Origin of the sequence: Tranquillimonas alkanivorans (assembly GCF_900115595.1) — a bacterium.
Lineage (GTDB): Bacteria > Pseudomonadota > Alphaproteobacteria > Rhodobacterales > Rhodobacteraceae > Tranquillimonas > Tranquillimonas alkanivorans.
This window is the reverse complement of record NZ_FOXA01000013.1, coordinates 13,719-30,589: the sequence shown is the minus strand read 5'-3', so window position 1 is coordinate 30,589 and position 16,871 is coordinate 13,719. Positions and strand designations below refer to the sequence as shown.

15 protein-coding genes are annotated in these 16,871 nt (G+C 67.7%); 7 read left to right on the top strand and 8 right to left on the bottom strand.

Annotation, left to right across the window (positions count from 1 at the left end):
* Nucleotides 1-38: 38 nt before the first annotated feature.
* From BM162_RS15025 to BM162_RS15010, 4 genes are all read left to right on the top strand, one after another.
* Nucleotides 39-287 carry an accessory factor UbiK family protein gene (locus BM162_RS15025; RefSeq protein WP_093423669.1) on the top strand — a complete coding sequence of 83 codons (249 nt, stop codon included), beginning with the start codon at nucleotides 39-41 and terminating at the stop codon, nucleotides 285-287.
* Between the two features lie 334 nt (nucleotides 288-621).
* Complete coding sequence (locus BM162_RS15020) at nucleotides 622-1,125, top strand: type III secretion system chaperone family protein (protein WP_093423667.1); 504 nt, start codon at nucleotides 622-624, stop codon at nucleotides 1,123-1,125.
* 161 nt (nucleotides 1,126-1,286) lie between these two features.
* Entirely contained in the window at nucleotides 1,287-2,099 is an 813-nt protein-coding gene (gene proC, locus BM162_RS15015; protein WP_093423917.1) for a pyrroline-5-carboxylate reductase, read from the top strand.
* A complete protein-coding gene (locus BM162_RS15010; RefSeq protein ID WP_093423664.1) occupies nucleotides 2,096-2,434 on the top strand; it encodes a tRNA-binding protein in 339 nt (112 codons plus the stop codon). The genes proC and BM162_RS15010 overlap by 4 nt, the downstream gene beginning before the upstream one ends.
* An 80-nt stretch (nucleotides 2,435-2,514) precedes the next feature.
* Here BM162_RS15010 and BM162_RS15005 read toward each other — a convergent pair whose 3' ends face one another.
* The 6 genes from BM162_RS15005 to BM162_RS14980 form a co-directional block, all read right to left on the bottom strand.
* A complete protein-coding gene (locus BM162_RS15005) occupies nucleotides 2,515-3,636 on the bottom strand; it encodes an MFS transporter (RefSeq protein WP_093423662.1) in 1,122 nt (373 codons plus the stop codon).
* Nucleotides 3,633-4,223, bottom strand: a complete 591-nt coding sequence (locus tag BM162_RS15000; protein ID WP_093423914.1) for a thymidine kinase — start codon at nucleotides 4,221-4,223, stop codon at nucleotides 3,633-3,635. The genes BM162_RS15005 and BM162_RS15000 overlap by 4 nt, the downstream gene beginning before the upstream one ends.
* A 118-nt stretch (nucleotides 4,224-4,341) precedes the next feature.
* A complete protein-coding gene (locus BM162_RS14995; RefSeq protein WP_093423659.1) occupies nucleotides 4,342-4,770 on the bottom strand; it encodes a DUF2267 domain-containing protein in 429 nt (142 codons plus the stop codon).
* A gap of 115 nt (nucleotides 4,771-4,885) precedes the next feature.
* Nucleotides 4,886-5,467 carry a hypothetical protein gene (locus tag BM162_RS14990; RefSeq protein WP_093423657.1) on the bottom strand — a complete coding sequence of 194 codons (582 nt, stop codon included), beginning with the start codon at nucleotides 5,465-5,467 and terminating at the stop codon, nucleotides 4,886-4,888.
* Between the two features lie 219 nt (nucleotides 5,468-5,686).
* Entirely contained in the window at nucleotides 5,687-9,019 is a 3,333-nt protein-coding gene (gene carB / locus BM162_RS14985; protein ID WP_093423654.1) for a carbamoyl-phosphate synthase large subunit, read from the bottom strand.
* Nucleotides 9,020-9,156: 137 nt separating this feature from the next.
* A complete protein-coding gene (locus BM162_RS14980) occupies nucleotides 9,157-10,422 on the bottom strand; it encodes an SAM-dependent methyltransferase (RefSeq protein ID WP_093423652.1) in 1,266 nt (421 codons plus the stop codon).
* A 336-nt stretch (nucleotides 10,423-10,758) separates the two neighbouring features.
* Here BM162_RS14980 and aspS point away from each other — a divergent pair, with 336 nt between their 5' ends.
* Nucleotides 10,759-12,537 (top strand): aspartate--tRNA ligase, encoded by a 1,779-nt coding sequence (gene aspS, locus BM162_RS14975; protein ID WP_093423649.1) that lies wholly within the window; start codon nucleotides 10,759-10,761, stop codon nucleotides 12,535-12,537.
* Between the two features lie 237 nt (nucleotides 12,538-12,774).
* On the opposite strand, the gene BM162_RS14970 is transcribed toward aspS, so the two are convergent.
* Nucleotides 12,775-13,593 (bottom strand): sulfotransferase family protein, encoded by an 819-nt coding sequence (locus BM162_RS14970; RefSeq protein WP_093423647.1) that lies wholly within the window; start codon nucleotides 13,591-13,593, stop codon nucleotides 12,775-12,777.
* A gap of 134 nt (nucleotides 13,594-13,727) precedes the next feature.
* On the opposite strand from BM162_RS14970, the gene BM162_RS14965 reads away from it, so the two are divergent.
* Nucleotides 13,728-15,302, top strand: a complete 1,575-nt coding sequence (locus tag BM162_RS14965; RefSeq protein ID WP_093423644.1) for a DUF5928 domain-containing protein — start codon at nucleotides 13,728-13,730, stop codon at nucleotides 15,300-15,302.
* Nucleotides 15,303-15,312: 10 nt separating this feature from the next.
* Nucleotides 15,313-15,693 carry an HIT domain-containing protein gene (locus BM162_RS14960; protein ID WP_093423642.1) on the top strand — a complete coding sequence of 127 codons (381 nt, stop codon included), beginning with the start codon at nucleotides 15,313-15,315 and terminating at the stop codon, nucleotides 15,691-15,693.
* 191 nt (nucleotides 15,694-15,884) lie between these two features.
* On the opposite strand, the gene BM162_RS14955 is transcribed toward BM162_RS14960, so the two are convergent.
* Complete coding sequence (locus BM162_RS14955) at nucleotides 15,885-16,826, bottom strand: ABC transporter ATP-binding protein (protein ID WP_093423639.1); 942 nt, start codon at nucleotides 16,824-16,826, stop codon at nucleotides 15,885-15,887.
* Nucleotides 16,827-16,871 lie beyond the last annotated feature (45 nt).

Genomic DNA, 16,871 nt, shown 5'->3' with positions numbered 1-16,871 from the left:
CGGGGGCCATATACGGGAAAACAGGATGGAGCCCCGTGATGCAAAGCCGCAGCAAAGTGTTCGACGATTTCTCGCAGCTCATGACAAACGCCATGGGCGTCGCACAGGGCGCTCGGGAAGAGGCCGAGACCGCGTTCAAGTCGATGATCGACCGCTGGCTGGCCGATCGAGACCTCGTCACGCGTGAAGAGTTCGACGCCGTCCGCGCGATGGCGCAGAAGGCGCGCGAGGAAAACGAGTCGCTCAAGGCGCGGCTCGACGCGCTCGAGGCCGCCTCGAAGGGCTGACCGGCCCCGCGACCACCAGATATTGACGCCGCCCGCGCCGCCGGGCGGCGTTTTTCGTTGTGGACGGCTCCAGCGCCCTGATCCTGTTGTCTGAATCCGGCCCCTCGCTTTTCTGTCCCCGACTTGCCCACAGCCTATTGACGCGAGACCTTGTCCCTCCCACAGCCTTTTCCACAAGAACCTGCGTTTTCCCCCGACATTTTGCTTTACAGGATGGAACCTTTGAGCACACCATATTTGGTAAGGGGAGGCCGAAACCACGCCGAACCTTGAGCAGGTACCAAGCGGTAGTGGGCTCTTCCGGCCTGCCCGCCTCAACCAGAGAGGCCGCAGAATGTCGTACTCCGAGCAGTATCTGGACACGCCCGAGGTCCACCCCATCGACATCGTCGAGCACTTGGCCGAGTGCCACGAGTGGGACTTCGACCGCGTCGGCGACGACCAGATCGCGATGGCGGTCGAGGGGCAGTGGCGCACCTACTCGATCACTCTGGCGTGGTCGGCCTACGACGAAACGCTGCGACTGATCTGCACCTTCGACATGGAGCCGCCCGAAGACCGGATGGCCGGGCTTCACGAGGTGCTGAACACGATCAACGACCAGTGCTGGTCGGGCGCCTTCACCTACTGGGCCGAGCAGCGGCTGATGGTGTGGCGCTACGGTCTCGTGCTCTCGGGCGGGCAGACGGCCTGCCCCGAGCAGATCGACCGGATGATTTCCTCCGCGGTGATCGCGGCCGAGAAGTTCTATCCCGCGTTCCAGCTGGTCGCCTGGGGCGGGAAGACGGCGAAGGAGGCCATGCAGGTGGCCATCGCAGAGGCATACGGCCGGGCATAAGATCCGGCAAAGGCGAGGGCAGGGTCGGCAGCGGCCCGGTTTCATGCAGTGCAAAGCCCGCCGTCGGGGTGACCCGGCGGCGGGTTCGCGTTTCGCCCGGACGGTTGTGCCCGCCGCGCCGGCGGCTAGTCTGGCGCCGAACGCAAGATATGGGGCCGACGATGGACATGGATGAACTGCGCCGGCGCGGGCTGGTGCTTCTGGGCTGCGGCAAGATGGGATCGGCGATGCTGGCGGGCTGGCTGAAGGGCGGGCTGCCCGCGGCGTCGGTCTGGGTAGTGGACCCGAAGCCCTCGGACTGGTTGCAGGGGATCGAGGGGCTGAACCTCAACGCCGACCTGCCCGAACGCCCGGCGATGGTGCTGGTGGCCGTGAAGCCGCAGATGATCGGCGACGCGGTGCCGGGGCTTGCGGCGCTCGGCGGTGGCGGCACCGTTTTCGTCTCCATCGCCGCGGGCAAGACGGTCGCCTACTTCGAGGATAAGCTGGGCGCCGGCACCCCCGTCGTCCGCGCCATGCCCAACACGCCCGCCGCCGTGGGCCGGGGCATCACTGCGCTCGTGGCCAACGACGCGGGCGCGGCGAGCCTCGATCTGGCCGAAGAGCTGCTCTCGGCCATCGGCCAGACCGTGCGGCTCGAAAACGAGGATCAGATGGACGCCGTGACCGCCGTCTCCGGCTCCGGCCCCGCCTACGTCTTCCACATGATCGAGTGCCTGGCCGCCGCGGCCGAGGATCAGGGCCTGTCGCCCGATCTCGCCATGAAGCTCGCGAAGGCCACGGTCGGCGGCGCGGGCCAACTGGCTGAGGAGGCGCAGGAAGACCCGGCGCAACTGCGTGTCAACGTCACCTCGCCCAACGGCACGACTCAGGCAGGGCTCGAGGTGCTGATGGACGAACAGACGGGCCTGCCGCCCCTCATGCGCAAGACGGTTAAGGCCGCCGCCGACCGCTCGCGGGAGCTGCGGGGATGAGCGAGATCACGTTCGACGACTTCCTCAAGGTCGACATCCGCGTGGGCTGCATCACGCGCGCCGAACCGTACCCCGAGGCCCGCAAGCCCGCGATCAAGCTCTGGGTCGATTTCGGCCCCGAGTTCGGCGAGAAGAAGAGCTCGGCCCAGATCACCAAGCACTACGCCCCGGAAACGCTGCCGGGAAAGCGCGTCATGGCGGTCGTCAACTTCCCGCCCCGCCAGATCGGAAAGGTGATGTCCGAGGTGCTGGTCCTGGGCGTGCCGGACGAAGATGGCGAGGTCGTCCTGCTGACCCCGGACAAGGACGTCCCCCTCGGCGGCCGTCTTTTCTGACCCGCTTCATCTTCGGTCTCGAAATATCCTCGGGGGGCGCGGGGGCAGACAGCCCCCCGTCCGCCGCCGGACAGACCGCCTCAGCGTTCGAGCAGCGTCAGCCCGGCCACGCACAGCGCCAGCGCCGCCGTCGCCGCCCACAGCGCGCCCCAGCCGGCCACGTCCGCCACCAGCCCCAGCACAGGCGGGCTGAGCAGGTAGCCCACATAGGCGATGCCGGTGACGGTCGCCAGCGCCCGACCGCCCGCGCCCGAGGTCGCGACCGAGCGGAAGACGGCCGGCTCGACCGGCCCCACGCCCGTGCCCGCGACGAAGGATGCCGCGAGCACCAGCCACACGGGCGGCGCGGCCGCGAGGATCAGGAAAGCCGGCGCGGCGAGGCAGGCGGCGATGCGCACGGTGTCCATGGCGCCCAGCCGGTGCTCCACCGCGTGCGCCGCCAGCCGCCCGGCGCTTAGCCCCAGGACGAAGGCGGAGGGGGCGAGCCCGGCCATCGCGGGCGCGGCGCCCAGCACGCGTTCGACGAAGATGGCGGCCCAGCTTTGCGCCGACATCTCCTGAAACGCCGCCAGCGCCGCGATGGCAGCCAAGATTAGCACGGGGCGCGACAGGCGCAGGCCGCTGCCGTCCTCGGGCGCCGGGCCGGGTCGCTGGTGTCCGCCCGCCCGCCATTCCAGCGCGGCGGCGGCCAGGAAGAACAGCCCGATCACCGGGAAGATCGCCGCGGGCGTGGCCCCGGCCGAACGGGCAAGGCCCGTCAGCCCGGCCGACACCAGCATCGCGAAGGGAAACAGCGCGTGCACGCGGTTGAACAGCCGCGATTGCGTTTCGGCCTCGAGCCGCGCCGTCCGCATGTTGAGCGAGATGTCGAGCGCGCCGGACGTGCCGCCCAGAATCAGCAGCGCCCCGATGAAGGCCGTGAAGTTGTCCGAGAAGGCCAGCAGCAGGTTGCCGGCGGCAAAGATCAGCAGGCACAGCGGGATGGCGTGGCGCGGGATGCGGTGGATGACATGGCCCAGCCCCTGCATCACCGGCAGCGCCGCCACCGACATCGCGCCAAGCGCGAGGCCAAAGCCGCCTTCGCCAAGCCCGCTGAGGTCCTGCAACGCCGGCGTGGCGGCGGCGAAAGCGCCCCAGAACAGCCCGGCCGCGCCGTAGCCGGCGGCGAGAGAGCCGGTCTGGACGGCGGCGCTGGCGGTCATGCGGGGGGCGTGTCGCCCACCGCCTCGCGCCAGTGGCGGCGGCAGAGCGAGACGTAAGTCTCGTTCCCGCCGACCTGGATCTGTTCACCGGCGACGAGCACCTGTCCGGTCTCGTCCTGGCGCACGACCATCGTCGCCTTGCGGCCGCAGAAGCAGATGGTGCGCACCTCGCGCAGATCGTCGGCGAGAGCGAGCAGCTCGGCCGAGCCGGGGAAGAGCTGCCCGCGGAAGTCCACGCGAAGCCCGTAGCACATGACCGGCAGGTTCAGGTCGTCGGCGGCGCGGGCAAGCTGCCAGACCTGCGCGGGTTCGAGGAACTGTGCCTCGTCCACGAAGACGCAGGCGAAGGACCGTTGCACCTGCAACTGTTGCAGGCGAGAAAACAGGTCCTCGCCCGGCGCGAACGTGTCCGCGTGCTGCCCGATGCCGATACGCGAACCGATGCGGCCCTCGCCCGCGCGGCGGTCCAGCCGGGCGGTCAGCAGGTACGTGTCCATCCCACGCTCGCGGTAATTGTGCGACGCCTGCAACAGCAGCGTCGATTTGCCCGCGTTCATCGTGGAGTAGTGGAAATAGAGCTTCGCCATGCGCGCCGAGTTACCCCGCAGCGGCAGGGCGGACAAGACGGCACCCGCCGCTGACGAAAAGCCCCGCACGCGGCGGTGGGCCGGGTGCGGGGCGGATGGTCACGTAAGCCGAAGCGCGTCAGGCAGCGTCGTGCATCGCCTCGACCTCGGCCGGGAGCATGCCGCGAACGTGGGTCCACTCGCCCGGATCGATGTGCCTTTTGAGCAGGCCGAAGACGGCGCGGGCGGCGTTCTCGGGCTCGGTCACCTGATCATCGCCGATGCGCTCGGCCAGCAGGACGAGGTACTCCTCCTGGTCGCGTACCTTGCAGGGCGCGTCGGCGGGGCGCCAATTCTCGTAGTAGATGCCACGCACAAGGTGCGGAAGCTGGCCGCCCAGGTGCGACGCCTCCTGGACCGTCAGCCGGTCGCGGAGCGTGTGCAGGCCGCCGCGCAGCACGTGGTAAGCTTGCTTCTTCTCGCAGCCGAGTTGGGACGACAGTTCGTTGAGCCAATGGTTGGTGTCGTTGACGGTCCGGTCGATGATCTCGAGTCCATGATCGCTCATGTGGTCCTCCGTTTCCATCGCTTCGGAGGACCAATGAGGCCCGCGCCCGGGGGTTCCGGACGCGGGCCGATCGTGAACGCATTGGCGCGGAACCGCGTCCGCGCAGAGGGCGAGGTCACCTGGACAAGTGATCGCAGGTGACGTTCGCGTTGAACGGCTCGAACTCGCCGGCCGGGTTTTCCCGGAACAGCCACACGTGCTGGTCGTAGTGCGGCATGAAGCCGTGCGCCTCGTCGTGCGGAGTGTCGGCGTCATCGGCCATGTGGTCCCACATCCGCCCGTTCATCATCGGCGCCGTGGCGTTGCCGGCGGCGCGCCAGGCCTTCTCGAACACGAGGTTCTCGATCCCCACCAGCTCCAGCGTCCCGTCGGCCTGCGGTTCGTAGAGCAGGATGGCCGGGACCATGAAATCGGTGTGGGTGCTTTCGCCGTCGACGCGGGGCGCGTCGCCTGTGAGCTTCAGCCGCGCCGGGTGCAGGTAGTGGATGCCCATGCCGCCCAGTTCGGCGGGCAGTCCTTCGGCCGCGGCACTGACGCAGGCGCCGGACGGGTCGGGGACATAGCCGTCCGCGAGCGCCACGTTGACGTCCTTGTACTTCTCGACCGCCGCACGCAGGTCATCGAGGTTGAAATCATCGGCAACTGCCGCGCCCGCCACCAGGACGCCGCAGATCGCCGCCAGGCTTCGTAATGTCATGAGAATGTCCTCCCAAGGGAGACGCGCGGGAAATGTCCGCGCGCGGAGGATACCATGAGTCGCCCGCCCCTCAGCGGAGAATCGTGCGTGTGCGCAGGTTCCGCCATCGCTGGTCCGTGACGGGCAGCGCCCGAGCGCCCCTCGGGCGGGCGCTTCAGGCCCACCCGCGCTCGGGAGATGCTCGTCGGTGGTGCTATCGCGGCCCGGCTATGCCCGAACTCACCCCTGCAGCGCCCGGACCCCGATGTCGCCGTCCTCCCGCGCGCGCATGGCCTGCGCGGCGGCGTGGCTGGCGGCGAGCGTGGTGAAATAGGGGATCTTGTCGTAGAGCGCGACCGACCTCATCGAGCGGCTGTCCTCGACCGCCTGCGCGCCCTCGGTGGTGTTCATCACCAGCTGGATGCCGCCGTCCTTCATGATGTCCACGATGTGCGGACGGCCCTCGTAGACCTTGTTGACGGTGTCGGCCTCGATCCCGTTCTCGGCCAGATAGGCCTGCGTGCCTCTGGTGGCGACGATCTTCAGGCCGAGGTCCGTCAGGATGCGGGCGGTGTCGATCAGCTCGGCCGTCTTGTCGGCGTCACGCACCGACAGGAACGCGGTGCCTTGGTTCGGCAGATGCGTGCCCGCGCCCATCTGCGCCTTGAGGAAGGCGCGGGGGAAGTCGCGGTCCCAGCCCATGACCTCGCCGGTCGAGCGCATCTCGGGGCCCAGCAGCGTGTCCACGCCCGGGAAGCGGGCGAAGGGCAGCACGGCCTCCTTCACCGAGAACCACGGCATGTTCGGGTCCGCCAGCGTCATCGGGTCGGCCATCGGCAGCGTGGTGTCGGCCGAGGCGTCGGCCGGGTAGGGTGGGCGCGCCGGGAAGGCCGAAAGCTTCTCGCCCGCCATCAGCCGCGCGGCGATGGAGGCGATGGCGCTGTCGGTGGCCTTGGCCACGAAAGGCACGGTGCGCGAGGCGCGGGGGTTCACCTCGAGCACGTAGATCTCGCCGTCCTTGATGGCGAACTGCACGTTCATCAGGCCGACGACGCCCAGCTTCAGCGCCATCGCCTTCGTCTGGCGCTCCATCTCCTGAACCAGCTCGGGGGCGAGGGTGTGGGGCGGCAGGCAGCAGGCGCTGTCGCCCGAGTGGACGCCCGCCTCCTCGATGTGCTGCATGATGCCGGCGACGTGCACGTTCTCGCCGTCCGACAGGCAGTCCACGTCCACTTCGACCGCGCCCGACAGGTAGCTGTCGAGCAGCACGGGGTTCTTGCCCGAAACCACGACGGCGTCGCGGATGTAGCGCTCCAGGTGCGCGTCGTCGCGCACGATCTCCATCGCGCGGCCGCCCAGGACGTAGGAGGGGCGGATGACCAGCGGATAGCCGACATCTTTCGCGATCTCCATCGCCTGCGTGTCCGAGGTGGCGATGCCGTTCTTGGGCTGCTTCAGGCCCAGCTCGTTCAGCATGCCCTGGAACCGCTCGCGGTCCTCGGCCAGGTCGATGGCGTCGGGCGTGGTGCCCAGGATCGGGATGCCCGCGTCGTGCAGATCGTTGGCCAGCTTCAGCGGCGTCTGGCCGCCGAACTGGACGATGACGCCGTGCAGCGTGCCCTTCTCCTGCTCGACGCGGAGGATCTCCATCACGTGCTCGAAGGTCAGCGGCTCGAAATAGAGCCGGTCGCTCGTGTCATAGTCGGTCGAGACCGTCTCGGGGTTGCAGTTGACCATGATGGTCTCAAAGCCCGCGTCGGTCAGCGCGAAGCAGGCGTGACAGCAGCAATAGTCGAACTCGATCCCCTGGCCGATCCGGTTCGGGCCGCCGCCTAGGATCACGACCTTCTTCGCGCCCGACGGCCGCGCTTCGTCCTCGGCCTCGCCCATTACGGGGGCTTCGTAGGTCGAGTACATATAGGGCGTCTGCGCCTCGAACTCGGCGGCGCAGGTGTCGATGCGCTTGAATACGGCGGTGACGCCGAGGTTGTGGCGCGCGCGGCGCACCTGAGCCTCGTCCCGCCCGGTGAGCGCGGCGAGGCGGGCGTCGGTGAAGCCCATCATCTTGAGCTTGCGCAAGCCCTCCTCGGTCACCGGAAGCCCGTTCTTGCGGATGTCGGCCTCGGCATCGACGATCTCGCGGATGCGCGAGATGAACCACGGGTCGTACTGCGTGGCCGCCTGGATGTCGTCGTCGGTCAGCCCCAGCCGCATGGCCTGCGCGATCAGCCGCAGCCGGTCCGGCGTGCGGGCGGTCAGCGCCTTGACCACGGCGGCGTGGTCGGGCGCGCCGGGGATGTCGATCTCGTCGAAGCCGGTCAGACCGGTCTCGAGCGAGGCGAGCGCCTTTTGCAGCGACTCGTGGATGGTGCGGCCGATGGCCATCGCTTCGCCCACCGACTTCATGGCGGTGGTCAGCTCGGCCTTCGAGCCGGGGAACTTCTCGAAGGCGAAGCGCGGGATCTTGGTCACGACGTAGTCGATTGTCGGCTCGAAGCTGGCGGGCGTGACCTTGGTGATGTCGTTGTCGAGCTCGTCGAGCGTGTAGCCCACGGCGAGCTTCGCGGCGATCTTGGCGATCGGGAAGCCGGTGGCCTTGGACGCCAGCGCAGAGGAGCGCGAGACGCGCGGGTTCATCTCGATCACGACCATGCGGCCGTCCTCGGGGTTCACCGCCCACTGAACGTTCGAGCCGCCGGTCTCGACCCCGATCTCGCGCAGGACCGCGATCGAGGCCGAGCGCATCATCTGGTATTCCTTGTCGGTCAGCGTCAGCGCGGGCGCGACGGTGACCGAGTCGCCGGTGTGGACGCCCATCGGATCCACGTTCTCGATCGAGCAGACGATGATCGCGTTGTCCGCCTTGTCGCGGACGACCTCCATCTCGTATTCCTTCCAGCCCAGCAGGCTTTCATCGACGAGGATCTGGCCCACGGGCGAGGCGTCCATGCCCGACCGGCAGTAGTATTCGTAGTCGTCGCGGTTATAGGCCACGCCGCCCCCGGTGCCGCCGAGGGTATAGGCCGGGCGGATGATCGCGGGCAGGCCGATATCCTCCAGCGCCTCCATCGCCTCGGCCAGGCCGGCGTTGATGTCGTAGCTGCCGTCGGCGCGCTTGGGGGCGGAGACGATGGTGGCCTTCGGGTTTTCGAGCCCGATCCGGTCCATCGCCTCGCGGAAGAGCTTGCGGTCCTCGGCCATCTCGATGGCCTCGCGCCGGGCGCCGATCATCTCGACCCCGAACTTCTCGAGCACGCCCATCTCCTCGAGCTTGAGCGCGGTGTTCAGGCCGGTCTGCCCGCCCATGGTGGGCAGCAACGCGTCGGGGCGCTCCTTCTCGATGATGCGGGCCACGATGTCGGGGGTGATCGGCTCGATATAGGTCGCGTCGGCCAGGCCCGGATCGGTCATGATCGTGGCGGGGTTCGAGTTCACCAGGATGACCCGGTAGCCTTCCTCGCGCAGGGCCTTGCAGGCCTGGGCGCCGGAATAGTCGAACTCGCAGGCCTGCCCGATGATGATGGGCCCCGCACCGATGATCATGATCGACTGGATGTCGGTTCTTTTCGGCATGGGTCCCCTCGTCGTTCCGCAGCGCAAATCGCCCTGCGTTTAAGGGGCAGGGAAGGCGTGTGCAAGAGGGGAACGCCGTGCGGGGCGTGCCGGTCGGATGTGGTGCCGCGGGTGGCCGTGGACGGCCGCGGGCGGGTTTACTCGGCGGCGTGCGCCACCGGCTTCTTGTCGCTGTTGGCCTTGCCGGCCGGCGCCGCCGCCTTCCCCGACGGATAGAGGTAGTCGCGCGTCAGCGGCACGGCCTGCTTGTCGTGGGACAGCTGCACCTGGAACACGACCTGCGGCGAATAGCGGAAGGTCAGCTCGCACGCGATCAGGTAGTAGCGCCACATGCGGCAGAAGCGTTCGTCATAGATTTCGCGCGCGCGATCGATGTTGGCGGCGAAGCGCTCGTGCCAGTGCTTGAGCGTCTCGGCGTAGTGGATGCGCCAGACCTCGACGTCGGTGGCGGTCAGGTCCTCCTTCTCGACCGCGGCCATCATCTCGGACATGGCGGGGATGTAGCCGCCGGGGAAAATGTACTTGGCGATCCAGGGCGAGGTCGCGCCCGGCGGGCCGCAGCGCCCGATGGTGTGGATCAGCGCCACCCCGTCGGGGGCGAGCTTGTCGTAGACGTGGCGGAAGTATTCCCGGTAATGCGGCGCGCCGACATGCTCGAACATGCCCACGGACACGATCCGGTCGAAGGTGCCGGTCACGTTGCGATAGTCGGTCAGACGGAATTCGATCCGGTCCTCCAGCCCCTCGGCCTTCGCCCGCGCGCAGGCGATCTTGTGCTGCTCCTCGGACAGCGTCACGCCCAGCACCTTGGCGCCGTAGTCGCGCGCCAGCGTCAGACCCATGCCGCCCCAGCCGCAGCCGATGTCGAGCACGCGCATGCCCGGCTCGATCAGCAATTTGTTGGCGATATGCGCCTTCTTGGCCTCCTGGGCTTCTTCCAGCGTCATGTCGGGGCGGGGGAAGTAGCCGCAGGAGTACTGCTTGTCGGCGTCGAGGAAGAGGTCGTAGAGCTCGCCCGACAGATCGTAGTGGTGCGCGACGTTCTTGCGCGCTCGGCTGGCGGGATTCCACTGCTGCACACGTCGCAGGGTGCGGCGCACCTCGTTGACGATCTGCTGCCACCAGAGTTTGTGGCGATGCGAGGAGTTCCTGATGGCGACGGTCAAAAAGGCGCGGAGATCGTCGTTCTCGACCTCGAGCTGGCCGTTCATGTACGCCTCGCCCACGCCCAGGTCGGGGCTCAGAACGATACGGCGGGGCAGGTCCGGGTCCTTGAGCCTGATGTGCACCCGCTCGCCGGTGCCGTCGCCGTAACGGCGTTTCTGGCCGTCGGGCATCGTGACCTCGAGCGTGCCCTCGCGAATGATCTGTCCAATGGCTTTGTCAAAAATCGTGTTCCACATGTTCACCCCCAAATGCGCCCGCTCCCCGGCACATTCATCCCGGTTCGAGCCGCGTCCCTCACCACGGCTCCTGAAGATGCAATCAAAAACATAGTGACAAGGTTTCCGCGATTTTGTCAAAAAATTGATTTGCCGGCGAGGGTTGGGCGGTGCGCCGCCGCTTTGCAGCCTGTGGCAGGGCGCCCGCTCGAAAGGGGCAGCAGGGGCCCATCGGCACGTGCCGGGCTTTCACATGAGGGCGTTCGCACCGATGGGCGCGCCACCGCTCCCTTGACTTCCGGTCCCGCGCGCGGTGTATCGGCGCGGATCCGACAATCCCGCCCGAAAGGACGCCCGATGCACGCCTACCGCAGCCATACCTGCGCCGATCTCGACGCCAGCACCGTGGGCCAGACCGTCCGTCTGGCGGGCTGGGTGCACAGGGTGCGCGACCACGGCGGCGTGCTGTTTATCGACCTGCGCGACCATTACGGCATGACGCAGGTCTTGTGCGACCCCGACAGCCCCGTCTTCGCCGAGGTCGAGAAGGTGCGCGCCGAGTGGTGCGTCCAGATCGACGGCGAGGTGAAGGCCCGTGCGCCCGAGCTCGTGAACCCCAAGATCCCCACCGGCGAGATCGAGGTCTATATCCGCGGGATCGATGTGCTGGGCCGCTCGGCCGAGCTGCCGCTGCAGGTCTTCGGCGATCAGGAATACCCCGAGGAGACGCGCCTGCGGTATCGCTTCCTCGACCTGCGCCGCCAGCACCTGCACGACAACATCGTGCTGCGTTCGGACGTGGTGCGCGACCTGCGCCAGCGCATGTGGGACCAGGGTTTCAACGAGTTCCAGACGCCGATCATCACGGCCTCGTCGCCCGAGGGTGCGCGCGACTTCCTCGTGCCCTCGCGCCTGCATCCGGGCAAGTTCTATGCCCTCCCGCAGGCGCCGCAGCAGTTCAAGCAGCTGATCATGGTGTCGGGCTTCGACAAGTATTTTCAGATCGCGCCCTGCTTCCGCGACGAGGACCCGCGCGCCGACCGCTCGCCCACAGATTTCTACCAGCTCGACCTCGAGATGTCCTTCGTCACCCAGGACGACGTGTTCGACGCGATCCAGCCGGTCGTTCAGGGCTGCTTCGAGCGCTTCGGCAAGGGGCGCAAGGTCGATACCGTCTGGCCCCAGATCTCCTATGCCGACGCGGCACTCTGGTACGGCACCGACAAGCCCGACCTGCGCAACCCGATCAAGATGCAGGTCGTGTCCGAGCACTTCCGCGGCTCGGGCTTCGCCATCTTCGCGAAGCTGCTCGAGCAGGAAGGCACCGAGATCCGCGCCATTCCCGCGCCCGGCGGCGGCTCGCGCAAGTTCTGCGACCGGATGAACGCCTTCGCTCAGAAGGAAGGCCTGCCCGGCATGGGCTATATCTTCTGGCGCGAAGGGGAGAGCGGTATCGAGGCAGCCGGCCCGCTGGCCAAGAACATCGGCCCCGAGCGGACCGAGGCGATCCGCCAGCAGCTCGGCCTGGGCAAGGGCGACGCGGCCTTCTTCCTGGGCGGCAAGCCGTCGAGCTTCGAGCGCGTCGCGGCCCGCGCCCGCGTGCAGATCGGTGAAGAACTCGACCTCGTGGACCGCGACCGCTTCGCCTTCGCCTGGATCGTCGACTTCCCGATGTACGAGGCCGACGAGGAGACGGGCGAGATCGACTTCAGCCATAATCCGTTCTCCATGCCGCAGGGCGGTCTCGAGGCGCTGGACGGCGATCCTCTGAAGGTGCTGGGTTGGCAGTACGACCTGGCGTGCAACGGCTATGAGCTGGTTTCGGGTGCAATCCGGAACCACAAGCCCGAGATTATGTTCAAGGCGTTCGAGATCGCCGGCTATGGCGAGGACGAGGTGCGCAAGCGCTTCGGCGGCATGGTCAACGCGTTCCAGTACGGCGCGCCCCCGCACGGCGGCTGCGCGGCCGGCATCGACCGGATGGTGATGCTACTGGCGGACGAGCAGAACATCCGCGAGGTCATCATGTTCCCGATGAACCAGCGCGCCGAGGACCTGATGATGGGCGCGCCGAGCGAGCCGTCGAACGAACAGCTCCGCGAACTGCGCCTGCGGGTTCTGCCGCCGGAGGAGTGACGGCGCGGCGCTGAGGAGCGCTTGGCGATCAGGAATACTCAGCGCCCGGGCCGATGGTCCGGGCGCTTTGCTTTGGGCCCTTTGAAGAATGCTGGCCGCTGTATCGCCCGGGTCCGTGGCCCGGCGCAGCGCCCGGCCCGTCCCCCATTGGGCGGGCGCTTCACGCCCACCCCGCCGGGCCGGGCGCTGCCCTCTCGTCGCGCACGAAGTCGGATGGTCCACTTGCGGCTGTCGGCATCACTCCCCCAGCTTCGCATGCACCTCGTCGAGGTCGATTTCGCCCACCGGCATCTTGTTGCCCGGGGTCTCGAAGTCGTACCGGAACAGCCGGAAGTCGCGGTGATAGATCTCGTACATCAGGTGCATTGACAGGTCGTCGAAATAGTCCTCGACCGGGTGCGCCCGTTTCGGCCCGTGCCCCTCGCTTTCGTTGAAGCGCGGGATCGCCGAAAGGTCGACCGGATGCGGCGTTTCGACCGCGTCGAGCACCGACTGCATCCCGTCGTTGAACCGCTCGGTCCAGAAGATGCGGTCATAGCGGCCGCCGTTGACGATGAAGGTCGAGATGTGACCCGACATCGCCGACCAGTGGATGTCCGGGTCCATCGGCTTACGGAAGCGGATGGTGTCGCGAACGAACAGCAGGAAGCGGCGGAAGGACTTGATCTGGTCGAAGTCGTCGCTGCCGTCTGCGCCGCCGACCTCGACGCCGTATTTCTGGACCAGCATCGGCACCAGGTTGTTCCGGTACCGCCGACCATTGCGCTGGATGCCGCAGATCTTGTCGAAAAACGACGACAGGATCCGGGTGTAGGGATTGCGCACGCAGGTGAACGCGAAGGACGTGTGCGCCTTGACGTTGGCCGAAATCGGACCCTGGCTGTGGTCCTGCGCCCACTTGTGCACACCTTTGGACGCATCGTGGATGTCGCCGTCGAAGAACGCTCCGTGGTCGGAGTAGTACATGATCTGGCCGATGGTCGAGCAGGCGCATTTCGGCACGACCCGGTACACCATGCTCTCGCTCTCGGTCATCCAGGTGCCCGGAAATCCCATCTCGCCCGTCTCCCGCCCCGTGTCGCTTGTGCCTCGGATCGGGCGGAAAAGATCAAAGCCGCCCTGTCTTTACAACGGGAACGTGCGATATCACCGCACGAGCAGTCCCGACTGGAGCGCGCAAGACGCACCCGATGGCCAAGATCGCCTTCATCCTGCTGTGCCACAAGGACCCGCAAGCGGTCATCGCCCAGGCCCGCCGGCTGACGGCGGCCGGCGATTTCGTGGCCATTCACTACGACGCTCGCGCGGGACAGGAGGGGTACGAGCGCCTGCGCGTCGCGCTGGCGGGCAATCCGGGCGTGACCTTCGCCCGGCGCAGGGTCCGGTGCGGTTGGGGCGAGTGGAGCCTGGTCCGCGCCACGCTGCTGGCGCTCAAGGCGGCCGAGCGTGCGTTTCCGCGCGCCACGCACTTCTACATGCTCTCGGGCGACTGCATGCCGATCAAGCCGGCGAATTACGTGCACGCGGCGCTCGACGCCGACGACGTCGACTACATCGAATGCTTCGACTTCTTCGAAAGCGGCTGGATCAAGACCGGCCTGAAGGAAGAGCGGCTGACCTATCGCCACATCTTCAACGAGCGGCGGCACAAGGCGCTGTTCTATGGCGCACTCGACCTGCAAAAGCGGATGGGGCTGCGGCGGGCGGTGCCCGCCGAGCTCGAGATGCGCATCGGTAGCCAATGGTGGTGCCTGCGCCGGCGCACCGTCGAGGCCGTTCTGGAATTCTGCCGGACCCGCCGGGACATACTGCGGTTCTTCGCCACCACCTGGATCCCCGACGAGACGTTCTTTCAGACGCTGGTGCCGCACCTGGTGCCGGCGGCTGAGATCCGGTCGCGCACGCTGACCTTCCTGATCTTCAGCGACTACGGCATGCCGGTGACGTTCTACAACGACCACCACGACCTGCTGATGGGTCAGGATTACCTGTTCGCGCGCAAGATCAGCCCCGAGGCGCACCAGCTCAAGCGTCGCTTGGGGGAACTCTATGCGGCGAAGGACGTGGAGGTGCGCGTCTCGGGCGAGGGGCGGCAGCTCTATCATTTCCTGACGGGGCAGGGGCGCGAGGGGCGGCGCGTCGCCCCCCGCTTCTGGGAGGCCGAGGCGACGCTGGGGCGGGACCGCGAGCTGCTGGCGGTGGTCTGCAAGAAGTGGCACGTGGGCCGCCGCTTCGCCGACGCGGCGCGCGCGGCCACGAACGTGCCGGCGGTGGGATACCTCTTCGAAGAGGAGGAGGCGGGGCTGCCCGAGCTCGGCGGTCTCGAACGCAGCCTGGGCAAGCGGACACGTCATCGCCGGGCCCTGCTCCGGCTACTCTTCGACCGCTTCGGCAGCGACCGCATGATGATCTGCCTTGACCCCTCTCGGTTGGAGCTTTTGCGGGACGTCGCCGCCGACCGGGCGGGGCTGCAGGTTCTCGAGATCGAGTGCGACTTCAGCGACGGGGACGTGCTGGCCCACGCCGCGCGCGTGGGGCTGGTGGGCTCGGGCACGCCCGCATCGGCGCGGGAGGCGCTGGTGCCGACGGTGCGCGCGGCGCTCGCCCAAGAGGCCGACGCGCTGCGTGACGCCGGGGGCGGGCGCTTCCATCTGATGCGGGAAAGTGCGACCCATGAGGAGAACGCCGGCGCCGCGGCGCGTTTCCTCGGCATCCCCGAGGCGCGCGCGGCCGAGATTGCCGGCAACCCGCATCTGTTCGACTGAGGAGGCCGCGATGCCCTACGCCTATGACGACGACAACATCTTCGCCAAGATCCTGCGCGACGAGATCCCCAACGACACGGTGATGGAGACCGAGCACACGCTGGCCTTCCGCGACATCCGTCCGCAGGCGAAGACGCACGTTCTGGTGATTCCCAAGGGCAAGTACGTCAATCACGACCACTTCTGCCTGGAAGCCAGCGAGGCCGAGATCGTCGACTTCAACCGCGTCGCGGGCCAGGTCTGCGCCGCGTTGGAGCTTCAGCCGACCGAGGGCGCGGGCGGCTATCGGGTAATTTCCAACGCTGGTGGGGATGCCGGGCAGGAAGTGCCGCACTACCACATCCACATCCTGGGCGGCGGATCGCTGGGGCCGATGCTCAGCCGGCTGTAGAAGGTGCGTTACGCCCCTTGCAGAGGAGCGCAAGTCTTCGTCGAAGACCTGCGCCTCCGGGAGGTTGGCGCAGTGGTTTGGCTTAATCGCCTGCAAAGGGCGCCGCCTTCCGGCAGCGCGGATGCAAGTCTTCGCCGAAGACTTGCGCCTCCGGCGGGAGTATTTTCGGCAAGAGGAAGCCCCCGCGCGCCTCAGGCGGCGGGCTTGGCGCGGGTAAGGTCGAGGAAGACGTCCTCGAGGTTCGGCTCTTCTGTGTTCACGTCGCGGATGCGGATGCCGGCGTCGCGCACCGCCTCCAGGATCTCGCCGGGGGAATGGCGGGTGCGCGAGTAGCCGAAGGCCAGCGTGCCGTCGGCGCGGCGGTCGAGTTCCACGCCCTGCGGCAGGGGGATGTCGGCGGGCGCGGGGCTTTCCGGCTGAAGCACCAGGGTCTTGGCGTCCATGCGCGCAACCAGTTTCTTGGTCTCGTCGCGGATCACCACCTCGCCGTGGTTGATGATGGCGATCTCGTCGCACATCTGTTCGGCTTCCTCGAGGTAGTGGGTCGTCAGGATGATCGTCATGCCCTGCGCGTTCAGCTTGCGCACGTTCTGCCAGAGCATCTGGCGCAGCTCGATGTCCACGCCCGCCGTCGGCTCGTCGAGCACCAGGATGCGCGGGTTGTGAACAAGTGCCTTGCCCAGCAGGAGCCGCCGCCGCATCCCGCCCGAGAGCGAGCGGGCGTAGGCCTCGGCCTTGTCCTCGAGCCCGATCATCCGCAAAATCTCGTCTGTCCGGCGCTGCGACTTCGGCACGCCGTACAGCCCCGCCTGCACGTCGAGTGCGCCGCGCGGGGTGAAGAACGGGTCCATGTTGAGCTCCTGCGGCATGACGCCGATGGAGGCGCGGGACATGCGCGGATTGACGTCCTGGTCGAAGCCCCAGATTTTCACGCGGCCCGAGGTCTTGAGCACAAGCCCGGCGAGGATGTTGATCAGCGTGGACTTGCCCGCGCCGTTGGGGCCCAGGAGGCCGAAGATGGAGCCTTGCGGGATCGTCAGGTCGATGCCCTTGAGCGCCTCTTTCGGCGGCTCGCCCTTCTCGCCCGCATAGGTCTTGCGAAGCCCTTCGATCTCGATCGCCTGTTCGGTCACGTCCCGCTCCTTCGCCCCTTGTCCGCCCGGGGCGGATCGCTATCA

Excerpts from the sequence above, each read along its gene's own strand:
- BM162_RS14995 (WP_093423659.1), bottom strand. The coding sequence starts at position 4,770 with ATGAGCGATCATGGACTCGAGATCATCGACCGGACCGTCAACGACACC.
- BM162_RS15020 (WP_093423667.1), top strand. The coding sequence starts at position 622 with ATGTCGTACTCCGAGCAGTATCTGGACACGCCCGAGGTCCACCCCATC.
- aspS (WP_093423649.1), top strand. The coding sequence starts at position 10,759 with ATGCACGCCTACCGCAGCCATACCTGCGCCGATCTCGACGCCAGCACC.
- BM162_RS14960 (WP_093423642.1), top strand. The coding sequence starts at position 15,313 with ATGCCCTACGCCTATGACGACGACAACATCTTCGCCAAGATCCTGCGC.
- BM162_RS14970 (WP_093423647.1), bottom strand. The coding sequence starts at position 13,593 with ATGGGATTTCCGGGCACCTGGATGACCGAGAGCGAGAGCATGGTGTAC.
- proC (WP_093423917.1), top strand. The coding sequence starts at position 1,287 with ATGGACATGGATGAACTGCGCCGGCGCGGGCTGGTGCTTCTGGGCTGC.
- BM162_RS14980 (WP_093423652.1), bottom strand. The coding sequence starts at position 10,422 with ATGTGGAACACGATTTTTGACAAAGCCATTGGACAGATCATTCGCGAG.
- BM162_RS15000 (WP_093423914.1), bottom strand. The coding sequence starts at position 4,223 with ATGGCGAAGCTCTATTTCCACTACTCCACGATGAACGCGGGCAAATCG.
- BM162_RS14965 (WP_093423644.1), top strand. The coding sequence starts at position 13,728 with ATGGCCAAGATCGCCTTCATCCTGCTGTGCCACAAGGACCCGCAAGCG.
- BM162_RS15010 (WP_093423664.1), top strand. The coding sequence starts at position 2,096 with ATGAGCGAGATCACGTTCGACGACTTCCTCAAGGTCGACATCCGCGTG.
- BM162_RS15025 (WP_093423669.1), top strand. The coding sequence starts at position 39 with ATGCAAAGCCGCAGCAAAGTGTTCGACGATTTCTCGCAGCTCATGACA.
- carB (WP_093423654.1), bottom strand. The coding sequence starts at position 9,019 with ATGCCGAAAAGAACCGACATCCAGTCGATCATGATCATCGGTGCGGGG.
- BM162_RS15005 (WP_093423662.1), bottom strand. The coding sequence starts at position 3,636 with ATGACCGCCAGCGCCGCCGTCCAGACCGGCTCTCTCGCCGCCGGCTAC.
- BM162_RS14990 (WP_093423657.1), bottom strand. The coding sequence starts at position 5,467 with ATGACATTACGAAGCCTGGCGGCGATCTGCGGCGTCCTGGTGGCGGGC.